Origin of the sequence: Psychroflexus torquis ATCC 700755 (genome assembly GCF_000153485.2) — a bacterium.
In the GTDB taxonomy this organism is placed as follows: domain Bacteria; phylum Bacteroidota; class Bacteroidia; order Flavobacteriales; family Flavobacteriaceae; genus Psychroflexus; species Psychroflexus torquis.
The window spans coordinates 3,611,497-3,626,207 of the sequence record NC_018721.1 but is presented as its reverse complement, the minus strand read 5'-3'; the positions used below and the strand labels follow the sequence as shown (position 1 = coordinate 3,626,207).

Here is a 14,711-nt window from a genome sequence, read left to right as displayed (position 1 = left end):
TCAGCTATCTCCTAATCTGTCTTTTACAAATTCAACTTTTATTTTTCCATGGGGCTTCGTATTCCCCTCTTTATCGAGACTTACCATTACTATTTTATCGATTTTTATAATGGTTTGCCTAGTCATTTTATTCCTAACCTCACATTTGAGAGCAAGAGAAGCGTTTCCGAATTTCACCACTTCAATGCCAATTTCAATAATATCACCTTGAGTCGCAGAACTTTTAAAATCAATTTCGCTCATGTACTTGGTTACCGTGTTTTGGTTTTCCAATTGTATGATAGAATATAAAGCAGCCTCCTCATCTATCCAGGCTAAAAGTTTTCCGCCAAATAAAGTTCCGTTAGGGTTAAGGTCTTCAGGTTTTATCCACTTTCTGGTATGAAATCGCATAGGCTTAAATTTTATAATTTAAATTTTGTGTTTTTATTTTTGAATACTATCAAAATGATCGAAGGCAAAATTAGATATTTTTCGAGACATATCCATTCAGATTTTTGGCATCGTCATTACCTTCTACTCTCGAAGGTCTTTCTAAATTTCTCCAAAAATTAAAAAAAGGATTCTACTACTGGAATCTCTTTTAAGATTATCAAAATAATCGATAGATTAAAAAGTGTGTATTCGTCTTTATAAACCCGTTTCTTCTTTCAATTCGGGTTGACATGCTCTCTTCACTATTTCGTTATCCTCTACAAATCCAATAGATGGTAGATAATAATTTTAAAAAAGAAGATTTTTCACAAACTAATTTAAGGACGAAAGCACAATAACTGCAGTTATTCAAAAAGATTAAGAAATGAACATATCTCTTTTGGAATATAAACAATACAGAATTGACATTGGTATATGTAAAACATCCTCGTTTGTTAACAAACAAGTTCTAATCGCAAAATAGTTCTGATGTCAACTATAATTTATAAGTTTATTAGAAACCTTGCAGATGTATTAAGCTCTCACTTTGAATAAACACAACATACATCCAATTTGGATTTTAAATATTTAGTTTGCGTTGCTATAATACTCTTGATCTAATGACTTAGACTATTCCATAGCTTCTATAAAATCAACTAATAGTACTAAATTAAATTTATAATGTTGTATACATAAATTGGATTATACTACGACGTAGCTCAGCACAGGTTTTTTGATTGATTGAGGTTAAAAATAGTTAACATAACCTTAGTTGCGGTAATTGTTTTTGGTAAAAAGTAGGCGAAAAAAGCTTGTACCGAATTCGTATCGGTAAAACGATTTATTGCGATATTAAAGGTTTAATATGAATAAAATCAGTTTTAAAAATTATAGCCTTTTGGAGTTTTTATTTTAAACAAAACTAAGATATGACCTCTATTTAGCTGAAAGCATTAAAAACTGACTCCAGAAAAGTTTTAATCTCAACGTCTAATATTTAAAAAACCCCTCATTGCTGAGAGGTTTTGTATAATAAATTATTGTGGTTGTATTGTATTATGACTTAGGCATCACAACTGAATCAATAGCATGTATGACACCATTAGAAGCATCAACATCAGCAATAACTACAGTAGATTTATTACCATTAGCATCAGTTAAAATTACACTTTCACCTTCTAAAGTTGCAACTAATTCTTCACCTTGTACTGTTGGAATCGTAAAACTTCCATCGTTTTCAGTAATAGCGTTAACAACATCAGCTGCCATAAATTCACCAGAAACTACATGATAAGTTAAGATTCCAGCTAATTTTTCTTTATTCTCTGGCATAACTAAAGTAGGAACTGTTCCTTCTGGTAATTTTCCAAAAGCATCATTGGTAGGTGCAAAAACTGTAAATGGACCTTCACTACTTAAAGTTTCTACAAGACCTGCAGCTTTTAAAGCAACAACTAACGTACTGAAATTTTCATTTCCAACTGCAATTTCTACAATAGTTTGCGGCTCTTCCATCATACCTTCAGTAGATGTTTCAGTTTCAACTGCAACCTCTTCTTGTTCTGCTACTTCTTTTTCTTCAGTTTCGCTGTTCTTACAAGAAGTAAATGCAATCATTGCAATTACACTTAAACTTAAAATTAATTTTTTCATATTTTATGTTTTATTTTGTTCAAAAATATTTCAAAAACCTTAAACAATACTGATTCACACTATAATTTTTTGTTAATTCTAATTAATCATTATTGGCTAATATATCGCTGGGTTTAATACTATATTCTTTTTTGTCAAAATAGTCAACAAAATGAAAATTAATTTTAGTGTGAACTCAAGTTTCGCACCTAATCAATTTCACTTAACACCTTGATGATTAAAGATATGAGTATTTTTTAGAAACCCATAACTCTCAATATCCTCTATTATTTTGGATGTAATAAGTTCAATATCAATTGATTCTACTAGTTTTTCCAAATTGGTTAAAATTAAGTTGACAACTGCCAATATTCTGATATTCAGCTTATTTTCAATATAATCCTGTTTTAAATCTTTAAATAATCCGCCTATGGTTTCATAAGCCTCCATTCTGTACCGAATACTTGTAAGCAGATATTGGGTCATTGCAATTGTTATTTGTGCAATCTGGACATCAAAATTGGTAGACTGACACTTTCCAAGGCCAAAGAGCTGCTTGGCTTCTTTAAAAAAGACTTCAATTGACCATCGAATACTATATACTTCAATTGCTTTTACAAATTTGAGTGATGTATCAGTGGTTATTAAGGTGTGCCATTTGCCGTACTTCCCACGCTTTGAAATAAAGAGAGCAACCTTGAGCCCATCAATTTCAGCTATGTAATGATGGTAGTAGTAATTGAATTTACGACAGCGCTTGGGCTTTGCTTTCTGTTTTTTAAGTTGTGCTAAAGTTTTGACCTTTGATCTGACTTCAATTTTACTATTGTATTTGTACATCCCAATAATAGGGGTCGAACTGCAAATACTTCGTAACTTTTTAAGTAATCCCACACTTGTAAACCAGGTATCTATTAAAATATAGTCTACAGGAATTTTACGCTTTACAACCCTGGAAAACATTTGCACTACTAGGTCTGTTTTCTTTTTATTGAGTTCCCTATACCTCTTTGCCGCAACTGTTTTACTACATCTTGGTGTCTTCTTTTGAGCCTTACGCTGCTTTGCGGTTAGACCATATTTTAATCTTGATGTTTTGCTCTCACGGTGCAGACTAAAATCAATGGGGATAGAAACACTTCCATTCCAATACCCAGCCACAAGTAGCTTGAAACCTAAATAGTAGGTTTTTGACACATGGTTGTAGATCTTTGAGACTCCTTCAATAGTCTTTCCTGTTTTTGAAAGATCAGTATCATCAAAGATCAAGCATCTTGTAGGGTCTGCTGAGGGCGTGAAGAGTTCATCTTTCAATAAATATTGCTTTACAAACTGAGCCAAAAAAGCTCTCCAATTGATTTTTTGATTTGCCAAGATTCGATAGTATGAATCTTTTCCACATTTATTAAGTTCTGGATCTTTGTCAGTTGTAATACCAAATTATATTTATAATGCCGTATGAATAAATTGATAGAGGTAGCTATTTAGTTTCATAGTTTTTTGTATCTTATATGTGAATAAAATAAGAGTTGTATGATTAATTTTGAAGGGCAAAATGCCCAAGAGTTTTATGTTCGGTTCAATTCTGTGCTTTCTTGTAAGGAATACCTATCAGAAATAAAATGGGAAAATGGTTTCAAATGTGTAAAATGTAGTCATAGTGCTTGTCAAATTCGTTCCAATTATGATCGTACCTGTAATAAATGTAGTCATACAGAATCAGCATCTGCAAACACGCTTTTTCATAAAGTAAAATTTGGATTAGATAAGGCTTTTATCATCTGTTTTGAAATGGCAACGACTACTCGTAGTTTATCAGCAAGTTATTTGGCAAAACGAGTAGGAGTTACACCTTATACTGCCCGAATGTTCATGTACAAGGTTCGTGATGCTATGAAGTCTAGTGAGAACTTTCCAATGATGAATCGCGTTGAGGTAGACGAATTTGTGGTAGGTGGAAAAGAAGATGGTAAGGTTGGGAGAAGCTATAATACCAAGAAATAAAAAGCTGTAGTAGCCCTTGAATTAACAGAAAATGGAAAAGTGAAAAGAATGTACGTGAATCAAATAAATGACTTTTCTGCTAAAGAATTACGTCCAATATTTGATAAGCATATCTCAAAAACGGCAAGTATCAACACGGATTTGTGGCGCGGATATAGACCTATAGCTAAAGAATATAATATCGAACAGATACCTAGTAATTCTGGGAAAAACTTCAAAATATTACACACTATGATTCATCAAATCAAATCATGGATTAGAACTACCTATTCATATGTAAGTTCTTTCCATATTAGTGGATATTTTGATGAATTTTGTTATCGATTGAATAGGTCTAGAAGTAAGAAAACCATCTTTCATAACCTTGTTTCTAGAATGATGCAAAAACCGAAATTATATCAATCCAAATTAATATGTATTTAAGTAGCTACCTCTATAAAAAAAAATTCCAATAAGGGGCAAAATCAAGAGCGTAGCGATCAAATCCTCAAATGAAAAACCCGCCTTTTTGCACCAACTGAATTGTTTTTTTATTCTACTGAAGCCTAAAATATTCAGATGTGCCCGTAAGTAGTGTGAATTAAGCTAAACCTTATTAAACTTCCCTCTTATTTCTTGAACTTTTGCAATATCTTAGTGTTGTAGCATGTTTTGTACTTTGTGTTTGGTAACTTAAAAATAGCATAAAAACCAAGGGTTCCCCTTGGTTTTTATGCTATTTTTTCCAATTAAACCCTGTAAATAACGGGGGCGAAACTTGAGTTATTAATAGATGTTAACCTATAAAATATTATCTCCATCCACCACCAAGTGCTTCGTACAAATCTACGATAGCTACTAATTGCTGTAGTTTACTATCTATAATATTAAGCTCCGCTGTTAAAGCACTCTCTCTTGCTGTTAATAAATCTAAATAGTTCGCATAACCGTTTTTAAGTAAGGCTTCAGAATTGGATTCGGCTGCGCGTAAGGCTTCTACTTCATTCTTTCTAAATTCGAATTTTTTAGTTTCAGATTTATAGGAAAATAAAGCGTTGGACACTTCACCTCCTGCAACTAACAACGTTCTCTTAAATAGAAGTAAGGATTGCTCTTGTTGTGCTAGAGTAACTTCTTTTTGCGTTTTTAATCTTCTCTGATTAAAAAGTGGCTGTGTTAAGCCTCCTAGAATATTTGCAAATAATGAATTTACACTCAGCAAATTATCCAATTCTAAACTCTGAAAACCTCCGGAAGCTGTTAATGTTAACGACGGATAAAAGTTGCTTATAGCCACATTAGTTAGCTCAAAAGACTGAATTAAACTATACTCCGCAGCCATAACATCTGGTCTGTTACTAAGTAATGTTGCTGGCACACCAAGTGTTATATCTTGTTCTATTTTTTGTTTATCTAAACTGCTTCTTTCAAAATGTTGTGGAGCTTTCCCCAATAAAATACTGAGTGTGTTTTCTGTTTTAAAAATAGCAATTTCAATATCTACTTGTAAAGCTTTAGCATTATTATATTGTGCTACGTTTTGGTCCACTGCAACAAGCGTAACTTGACCTGCATCTTTTAACGCTTTAATAGTTTCTACACTACTTTCTCTGGTTGTAATGGTTTCTTTCGTGACTTCCAATTGTGCATCTAATGCTAATAAATTGTAGTAGGTATTTACAATACTAGAAATTAACTGTGTTTTTACGGCTTGATGTCCTGAGACACTTTGTAAGTAAGCCGCCTGTGTTGCCCTTTTATTACTTCTTATTTTTCCCCAAATATCTGCTTCCCAAGATAAATTCGCAGTAACATCGTACTGATCTATTGCTTCGTTAAATAAAGACCCAAATTGACTATTTTCAGATAGTTCTTGATACGTAGCATTTGCACCTATACCAACCGATGGTAAATAACCTGCTTTTCCTTGTTTTGCATAAGCTTCCGCAGCTATCATTTGCTGAATTGCAATGCGAACATCCATATTATTTCGCAAACCTTCTTCAACATAATGTTGAAGAAATTGGTCTGTGAATAATGTTTTCCAAGATACATCTGCAATAGATACACTATCTGTTGGCAAATTATCTGTTCTGAACAAGTTTTCTGTTTCTACTAATTCTGGTCTTTCATAATCTTTAGCTACAAAACAACTTTGTAATGTTAGCGAGATCAATAAAACGAGAATAGCTTTGCTGAAAAATTTATATTTATTTGTAAATTTCATAGTTTTTATTCTTCAATAGTTTGTGTTGCTGGTTTACTTGATACTTTTTCTTGTAACCACTGAAATAAGATAAATAATATAGGAATTACAAAGACTCCTAAAAGTGTTCCTATAAGCATTCCTCCTGCGGCACCTGTGCCAATAGAGTTGTTTCCTTCAGCACCTACACCTGTGGCTAACACCAATGGCATTAATCCTAAAATAAAGGCAAACGAGGTCATTAAAATCGGACGTAAACGTGCTTTTGCTCCATTTATAGCGGCTTCAACAATACTTTCCCCGTTTTCACGTCTTTGTATGGCAAATTCCACTATTAAAATCGCATTTTTAGCGAGTAATCCAATAAGCATTATTAAGGCAATTTGGAAATAGATATTATTTTCCAATCCAAAAAATTTCGTGCTTATATAGGCACCAAAAACCCCAAATGGAAGCGATAATATAACTGCAAATGGCAACAAGTAACTTTCATACTGAGCACTTAATAAAAAGTAAACAAACAGAATACTCAAGACAAAGATAAACGTCGTTTGGCTTCCTGCATTTACCTCTTCACGTGTTAGACCTGAATACGCAATAGTGTAATTACTCGGAAGATTTTTAGCCTCTTCTTCAATAATTCTAATGGCATCACCAGTACTGAACCCTGGGTTGGTTGCCCCTGTAATGGTTGTTGAGTTGAATAAGTTAAATCGTGTTACAGATTGTGGACCATACACGCGCTTAAGACTTAAAAACTCGGTGATTGGTGCCATTTCTCCCGAATCGGTTCTAACATACATACTGTTTAAATCGTCAACATCTGCTCTATCTTCTGGTAAGGATTGAATATAAACTCTGAATTGTTTTCCAAATCTTGAGAAATCTGATGCATAAACCCCTCCAATATATCCCTGCAACGTTGAGAAAATACTATTAATAGGCACCCCTTTTTCTTTTGCTAAAGGGACATTTATATCCATTTCATATTGTGGATAATTGGTATTAAAAGAGGATTGTGCATATTGAATTTCTGGATGCTTCATCAACGCCATACTAAACTCTTGATTTGCTTTATCCAAATCACTAAATTCCCCTCCAAACTTATCCAATAAGTTCACTTCGAAGCCAGCAGAGTTCCCAAATCCTCTAATACTTGGTGGTGCAAAGAAAATAATATTTGCTTCTGGTATGGTTGAAGCAATACCAAATAGTTTCCCTATGATCGCTTTTGACGATAATGAAGCGTCTTTACGGTCACTCCAATCTTCAAGTTTTAAAAATCCCATGGCATAGTTACTACCATCTCCACTAATTAAGCTACTTCCTTTTACAAAAGATACACCATCGACTCCTGAGATTTCCCTCGTTTTTGCGTATAAATCTTTAGTTACTGCATTTGTTCTATCTAAAGAAGCTCCTGGAGGTAATTCTATATTTGCAAATATAATTCCTCTATCTTCATCGGGTACAAAACCAGTAGGTGTCGTTTTTGAGGCCCAAAAAATTCCTACTATTACGATTAGTAATAATACTGCTGATATCCATTTTCTTTTGTATAAGACATGAAGAGATTGGCCATATCTACTTAAGGTAGCATTAAATCCTCTATTAAATAATGTGTAAAAACGTTGTAATGGATTTTTACCCTTGAGCACTTCATCATCTTTGTGTGCTTTTAACAACAAAGCACACAACGCCGGACTTAATGTTAAGGCATTTACAGCCGAAATAAGAATTGCAATAATTAACGTAACTCCAAATTGCTCATAAAAGACCCCTGTTGGACCTGTTATAAAAGTGACGGGAATAAATACCGCAGCCATGACTAATGTGATAGATATAATAGCCCCAGAAATCTCGTTCATTGCTTTTAGCGTTGCTTTTTTTGGATTTTTTTCACCTTCATCCAATTTCGAATGGACGGCTTCAACGACGACTATGGCATCATCAACGACAATACCAATAGCAAGAACTAATGCGAATAGCGTTAATAAGTTAATAGAATACCCAAAAACATTCAAGAAAAAGAAAGTACCAATAATAGAAACGGGGACGGCAATTGCAGGAATTAAAGTAGAACGTAAATCTTGTAAGAAGATAAATACGACTAGGAATACTAGTAAAAAGGCTTCAAGTAAGGTTGTAACTACTTTATCAATCGAAGCGTTTAAAAATAAACTAGTATCATAAGGCACAAAAATATGTAATCCTTCTGGTAAATTTTTTTCAACCGTTTCTAAAGTGGTTTTAATATCTTCAATAATTTCTTGGGCGTTAGAACCTTTGGTTTGAAAAATACCCATAAACACAGCGGGTTTTCCTAAACTTTCTGCATTCGAAGAATAAGACTGTGCATCAAGTTCTATAGTCGCCACGTCATTTAGACGTAAAAACTCTCCGTCACCTAAAGCTTTGATGACAATATCTCCGTACTGTTTTGCTTCTTTAAAACGTCCACTATAGGTTAAAATATAAGAAAACGCTTCACCATTATTTTGTCCTAAAGAACCTGCTGCTGCCTCTAAATTCTGTTCTTGTAAAGCCGCTGTAATGTCTGATGGGATTAAATTGTATGCGGCTAGTTTTTCTGGTTTTAACCACACACGCATAGCGTAGTCTTGTTGTGAAAAGACACTAACATCACCAACACCTTTCACACGTTGCATAGCAGGTATGACATTTATTTTTAAATAGTTTTGAATAAAAGTAGCGTCATAATCTTCACTATCTGTATACATAGATAAGAACATTAATGCACTTGTTTCCTGCTTTTGAGTAGTAACACCAGTTTGTCTTACCTCTTGTGGTAACAATGGATTTGCTCTACCAACACGGTTTTGAACATTAACTGCAGCGATATCTGCATCAGTATTTTGATCAAAGTAAACAGTAATTTCAGCGGTACCATTGTTAGATGCTGTTGATGTAATATAGGTCATACCTTCTACACCATTAATTTGTTCTTCAATAGGGATAATTACACTCTCTAATACAGTTTCTGCATTGGCTCCTGGGTAAGACGCTAATACCTTAATAGTCGGCGGTGCGATATCTGGGTATTCCTCTACAGGTAAATTTGTGATACTTAAAACTCCAAGCATCACTATGATGATAGATATTACGGTTGAAAGAACAGGTCTCTCAATAAATGTTTTTAACATGACAAGTATAGTTGTTAGTTACTAATTTTTAAAAGAGGTAGTTATTGGTTTAATAGCGTTTTCAAAAGATGTTTCTTGTGGTGAAATTGGGGTTCCAGTTCTTAGTTTACCAACTCCAGAAATAATAATCTTATCACCTTCTTTAAGTCCAGATTCTATAACATATAAATGACCAACCGTGCCTTGTACTTTTATTAAAGTAGGTTTCGCCTTATTATCTTTATCTAATGTGTAAATTAAGATATCCTTTTGTTGCTCAAACGTTGCTGCTTGAGGCACAACAATAGCGTCTTTATAGTCTATAGGAATTCTAATTTTACCACTATTTCCATTCGTTAAAATTTCGTTTGGATTGTTAAAAGCTGCTCTTATTTTTATAGTCCCTGTGTTTTGATTGATTTGACCTGTACTAGTTTGAATACGTCCAGTTTCAGAATAAATCTTTCCATTAGGTAAAACTAAGCTTACATCTGGTGCGTTTTCAATACGTTCTGCTTTGCTTTTTCCTTCGGATCTTTGTAAATGGTCTATATATTGTGCTTCGTTAAAACTAAAAAAGGCATATACTTTACTAATTTCACTCACTTTTGTTAGAGGTGTGGCATCACTTGGACTAATTAAAGCACCTTCTCTGAAATTAATAGCTCCAACATAACCATCTATAGGACTTTTAATAGTTGCGTAGTCTATATTTGCAACAACACCACTATAATTAGCTTTTGCTTGAGCTAAATTAGCTTTGGCCGTTTCTAATTGAATAGAACTGATAATGTTTTTTTCTACAAGCGGAATTAATTTTTCTACCTCTACTTGTGCTACATTAATTCGTGCTTTTGCTGCACCAGCATCTTGACTTAAAGATTGTGTTTCTAATTCAAATAATATTTGACCTTTAATTACTTTTTGACCTTCATCTACTAATACGTTTTGAATGTATCCAGACGTTTTAGCTCTTACATCACTATTGACCACGCCTTCTATACTTGTTGGGTATTCTTGATATCCTGTCACTGTTTTAAGTTGTATCTGTGTTACAGGAAAAGTTGCAGGTGCCGCTTCTTGTGCTGCTGCTGAATTTTCTTCTTTGTTACCACAACTTAAAATGATTAGAAATACACTTAGAGCGAGTAACCTTACTATTTTTTTATGTTTCATTTTTTTTCTTAGTTTAAATATCGAATTGATTGTCTGTTATTTTTAGTCTTAATTCCTCGATAGAAGCAGAAGCCCCATCGATAAATTTTATATAATCATTATGAAAACTTAAATCGAATTTTTCTTTTTCATTTTCGATTTTGTGTTTGTTTTGGTCCTCTTTATAGTTTTTTATTTCCGAGTGTAATTCACGTAGTTCTTTCCAAACATTTATCATTTTATCGACATGTTGAATGATGGTATCCTTATTTATAATAAAATATTTTTTACGATCCCCTGTTTTTGTGTAGTACTGAATTTCTTTTAAATCCTGTAAATGACTAAGGTGATTAGAAATAGTACTTTTACTAGCACAAAGAGTGGATACCATATCTTCAAAAGTGGTTCCTTTTTTACCAGTAAGAATAATGTAGGATAGTATACGAGCTGCAACGGGTGCCAGCTGTTCTGTGTTTTCTAAATGAACTCCTAGTTTTTCGACTAAAGCCATTTTTTCCTTACAGATATTTTCTTTCATTTTATAATTATTTTGTTCTGAATACTGATCATAAAAAATCTATTTATAGTAAAATTCTACGCAAAGGTATTTTTAGTTCGGAATTAACCGAACTAAACGAAGTTAATAAATTGTTAAATAAAAAAGCAATCCTATTTTATGCCGAAATAAATAATTGCACACTTCCCCTTTCATCGCATACTTTGATAAAAGAGGAAGTGTCAGTGCTATTGTCACTCATCTAGAGATTAATAAGCTATCTTACAAAATTGTTTGAACCACTTTTTAATAAGAATGTCACCTTCCAAAATTACAAAAATTAACTTTTTGCCTATTCCGCTTTCCAGAACGGCAACGCCTGTTTTGGAAACATCATATCCTGAAATACTACCGCTTTTGCTCAACTTGGAACCGAGTTCAATCTTGCCTTTGCCGTTTTCATCCGTGAGTGAACCAAATCTCATAAGACTATAATCTAAACCACTTTTGCACAGATAATCATCGCAATTCAATTGAAACTGCAGCAGCAGGTGGATTACTTGTTGGAACTGTGATAGGTATTATTGTTATCCCTGTCCTTTTTGTGATTTTCCAATGGTTACAAGAAAAAGTAAGTCCATCAAGCCGAGCTCGTGCAGAACAAAATCAACTTAATTCTAAAGACTCAAAATAGATTATGAAATAGATTATGAAATAGATTATGAAATAGATTATCAAATCCATACTTGTTATTTGTTGTTTAGCTACAGTCCAGTCCTGTTTTGTTTTGTAGCTAAAGATTACGAAAGACCAGAAGAAGAGATCGACCCTATAAAGTATAGAACAGACCAGCTAGAAAGTGATACGCTATCTATTTCTAAAGTAAACTGGAAAGAAATGTTTACAGATACTGTTCAAATGATTATCAAGCACTGCTTAGGGATAATAATATTAAAGCAAGTATGACTGAAAAATACGATCCTTATGAGAATGCCATTGCAGAAAGAATCAATGGTATACTCATGCAAGAGTTTGGAATTGCCAGAAATATTAAGATCATAGATTTAAAGAAACAGCTCATCAAAAGCGCAGTGAGCACCTACAATAATTTTAGACAACATTTATCAAACCACATGCTAACACCTGTAGAAATTCACAAACAAAACAAACTCAAAAGAAAACATTACAAATCAAAAAAGGCTTAACGATGCTGGCATCGTTAAGCCTTAAGTTATAAATTTAATCCTTTAATAATCTGTATCAATTATTTAGGACTAAACATATGTTTTGATTATTTATCCATTTCTTCCATTATGGCTTGCGATAACTTTTTGTAAGTTCCATTTTCTAAGCGCTCTCTTATCGCGGAAAAAGCTGTTAGAGTTAACTCTATATCTTCCATAGTATGTGTTGCTGTGGGTATCATCCTTAAAAGAATTAAACCTTTTGGAATTACTGGATACACGACTATTGAACAGAAGATCCCGTGATTCTCACGAAGATCTTTTACTAGTGCCATCGCTTCGGGAATACTTCCCTTCAGATAAACTGGTGTAACACAACTTGTGGTTGTACCAATATCAAATCCATTTTCTTTTAAACCATTCTGAAGCGCATTGACGTTTTCCCAAAGTTTATCTTTGAAAGCAGTCGAATTACGCATCAATTCTAAACGTTTAAGTGCACCTTCTACTAAGGACATCTGCAAAGATTTAGCAAACATCTGTGATCTTAAGTTATATTTTAAATAATCGATGATTTCTTTATCTGCAGCAATAAAGGCTCCTGTACTGGCCATTGATTTTGCAAAGGTTGCAAAATAAACATCTATGTCATCTTGAACACCTTGCTCCTCTCCAGCTCCAGCTCCTGTTTTACCTAAAGTTCCAAAACCGTGAGCATCATCAACAAGTAATCTAAAATTATACTTTTTCTTTAACTCAACAATTTCTTTAAGCTTACCTTGTTCACCTCTCATTCCAAAAACCCCTTCAGAAATAAGAAGAACGCCTCCTCCAGTTTGCTCTGCTATCTTTTCAGCTCTAGCTAGGTTTAGCTCTATACTGTCTAAATCGTTATGCTTGTAGGTAAATCGCTTACCAATATGTAAACGGACACCATCAATAATACAGGCATGAGCATCTACATCGTAAACTATAACGTCATCTTTACTAACTAGGGCGTCTATTGTTGATAAAATGCCTTGGTAACCAAAATTGAGTACATATGCAGATTCTTTACTTACGAAATCTGCCAATTCTTCTTGAAGTTGTTCGTGAAGACTTGTGTGTCCACTCATCATTCTAGCACCCATTGGGTAGGCACTACCCCATTTTTTTACAGCTTCTTCATCCGTTTTTCTCACTTCTGGATTATTAGCTAGCCCTAAGTAATCATTGATGCTCCAAGTGATAACTTCTCTACCCTGGAACTGCATTCTATTGCTGATTTGCCCTTCCAATTTTGGAAAAACAAAATAACCTTCAGCTTGATCTGCCCATTTACCTAAAGGACCTTTATCTCTATAAATTTTTGCAAATAAATCTTTCATAAGCTCTCTATATATTTATTTTTTAAATTTACCTCATCTCAACTAATTGATGTTTGTGATGTGGACTTTTTTCAAATTGCTTTGGTTTTGTTCATCTTCTAATCCAGGGTAATTGGTAAATCCTTGAGATTTCATCCAATCATCAGAAAAAACTTTACTCATATACCGCGATCCATGATCTGGAAAAATAGCAACGACTTTACTTTCGGAATTAAATTCGTTTTCTGCAGCCAATTGTTTTATGCCTTGCATCACTGCACCACTTGTATAACCAACAAACATGCCTTCAGTTTTGGCTATATCTCTTGCCATATAAGCACTGTCCTCGTCGGTTACTTTTGTGAATTTATCAATAACATCAAAATCTGTAGCACTTGGAATCAAGTTTTTTCCTAAACCTTCAATTTTGTAAGGATAAATTTCACTTTTATCAAATTTTCCCGTCTCATGATATTTCTGTAGAACGGATCCAAAGGCATCTATACCTAGAATTTTAATATCTGGATTTTGCTCTTTCAGATACCTTGCAGTTCCAGAAATGGTTCCTCCTGTACCGCTACAAGCTACAAGATGAGTTATTTTTCCTTGTGTTTGTTCCCATATCTCTGGACCTGTAGTTAAATAATGGGCATCAATATTCAAATCATTAAAGTATTGATTGATATAAATAGAACCTGGTGTCTCATTATAAATTCGCTTAGCTACTTCGTAATAAGATCTCGGATCTTCTGGGGCCACATTCGAAGGACAAACAGTTACATCTGCTCCCATTGTTTTCAAAAGGGATATTTTATCCTTGGAAGATTTGGAGCTCACTGCAAGAATGCACTTATATCCTTTTATAGCAGCAATCATTGCAATACTAAAACCAGTATTGCCTGATGTAGTTTCTATAATGGTATCTCCAGGCTTTATATCACCGTTTTTTTCAGCTTTTTCAATGATGTAATGTGCTATTCTGTCTTTAGAGGATAATCCTGGATTTTGAGCTTCATATTTAGCTAAAAATTCTCCTTTAAAATGTTGAGTAATATTATTAAGTCTTATTAGTGGTGTACAACCTACCATTGATAGCAAGTTATCGTGAACATTCAATTTTTTATGCATAAAGCCAACGTCTTTTCACGTAAA

11 protein-coding genes and 3 pseudogenes are annotated in these 14,711 nt (G+C 33.6%); 3 read left to right on the top strand and 11 right to left on the bottom strand.

The genetic code is table 11. The annotated features are described in order from the left end of the window. The 3 genes and pseudogenes from P700755_RS15615 to P700755_RS15605 all read right to left on the bottom strand — a co-directional run. Positions 1 to 393, bottom strand: a complete 393-nt coding sequence (locus P700755_RS15615; protein WP_015025602.1) for an acyl-CoA thioesterase — start codon at positions 391 to 393, stop codon at positions 1 to 3. 1,077 nt (positions 394 to 1,470) lie between these two features. After that, positions 1,471 to 2,067: a fasciclin domain-containing protein gene (locus tag P700755_RS15610; protein ID WP_015025601.1), complete on the bottom strand. Its 597-nt coding sequence runs from the start codon at positions 2,065 to 2,067 to the stop codon at positions 1,471 to 1,473. A gap of 198 nt (positions 2,068 to 2,265) precedes the next feature. Next, positions 2,266 to 3,486 (bottom strand): annotated as a pseudogene (locus P700755_RS15605) (IS4-like element ISPto3 family transposase); the annotation flags it as partial. A gap of 93 nt (positions 3,487 to 3,579) precedes the next feature. Between P700755_RS15605 and P700755_RS15600 the strand changes: the two are divergent. After that, positions 3,580 to 4,473: pseudogene (locus tag P700755_RS15600) on the top strand (IS1595-like element ISPto10 family transposase). A gap of 21 nt (positions 4,474 to 4,494) precedes the next feature. Here the strand turns inward: P700755_RS15600 and P700755_RS20125 are convergent. The 6 genes and pseudogenes from P700755_RS20125 to P700755_RS15575 form a co-directional block, all read right to left on the bottom strand. Further along, a pseudogene (locus tag P700755_RS20125) lies at positions 4,495 to 4,680 on the bottom strand (IS4 family transposase); the annotation flags it as partial. 160 nt (positions 4,681 to 4,840) lie between these two features. Continuing rightward, positions 4,841 to 6,256 carry an efflux transporter outer membrane subunit gene (locus tag P700755_RS15595; protein WP_015025599.1) on the bottom strand — a complete coding sequence of 472 codons (1,416 nt, stop codon included), beginning with the start codon at positions 6,254 to 6,256 and terminating at the stop codon, positions 4,841 to 4,843. A gap of 5 nt (positions 6,257 to 6,261) precedes the next feature. Continuing rightward, on the bottom strand, positions 6,262 to 9,399 hold the full coding sequence (locus tag P700755_RS15590; RefSeq protein WP_015025598.1) for an efflux RND transporter permease subunit: 3,138 nt from the start codon (positions 9,397 to 9,399) through the stop codon (positions 6,262 to 6,264). Between the two features lie 21 nt (positions 9,400 to 9,420). After that, the gene (locus P700755_RS15585) at positions 9,421 to 10,554 is read right to left on the bottom strand and encodes an efflux RND transporter periplasmic adaptor subunit (protein WP_015025597.1); all 1,134 of its coding nucleotides are present in this window, start codon (positions 10,552 to 10,554) and stop codon (positions 9,421 to 9,423) included. Positions 10,555 to 10,567: 13 nt separating this feature from the next. Beyond that, the gene (locus P700755_RS15580) at positions 10,568 to 11,071 is read right to left on the bottom strand and encodes a GbsR/MarR family transcriptional regulator (RefSeq protein ID WP_015025596.1); all 504 of its coding nucleotides are present in this window, start codon (positions 11,069 to 11,071) and stop codon (positions 10,568 to 10,570) included. Positions 11,072 to 11,298: 227 nt separating this feature from the next. After that, positions 11,299 to 11,514, bottom strand: coding sequence for a hypothetical protein (locus P700755_RS15575; RefSeq protein ID WP_051007983.1), 216 nt, complete (start codon positions 11,512 to 11,514; stop codon positions 11,299 to 11,301). A gap of 271 nt (positions 11,515 to 11,785) precedes the next feature. On the opposite strand from P700755_RS15575, the gene P700755_RS15570 reads away from it, so the two are divergent. Continuing rightward, positions 11,786 to 11,995, top strand: a complete 210-nt coding sequence (locus P700755_RS15570) for a hypothetical protein (RefSeq protein ID WP_211206086.1) — start codon at positions 11,786 to 11,788, stop codon at positions 11,993 to 11,995. Then, a complete protein-coding gene (locus P700755_RS15565) occupies positions 11,992 to 12,234 on the top strand; it encodes an integrase core domain-containing protein (RefSeq protein ID WP_157609318.1) in 243 nt (80 codons plus the stop codon). The genes P700755_RS15570 and P700755_RS15565 overlap by 4 nt, the downstream gene beginning before the upstream one ends. Positions 12,235 to 12,320: 86 nt before the next feature. Here P700755_RS15565 and capB read toward each other — a convergent pair whose 3' ends face one another. Together capB and capA are read right to left on the bottom strand one after the other, a co-directional pair. Further along, positions 12,321 to 13,580, bottom strand: coding sequence for a cysteate-C-fatty acyltransferase (gene capB, locus P700755_RS15560; RefSeq protein ID WP_015025595.1), 1,260 nt, complete (start codon positions 13,578 to 13,580; stop codon positions 12,321 to 12,323). A gap of 42 nt (positions 13,581 to 13,622) precedes the next feature. Then, entirely contained in the window at positions 13,623 to 14,687 is a 1,065-nt protein-coding gene (capA, locus tag P700755_RS15555; protein ID WP_015025594.1) for a cysteate synthase, read from the bottom strand. Positions 14,688 to 14,711: the final 24 nt, after the last annotated feature.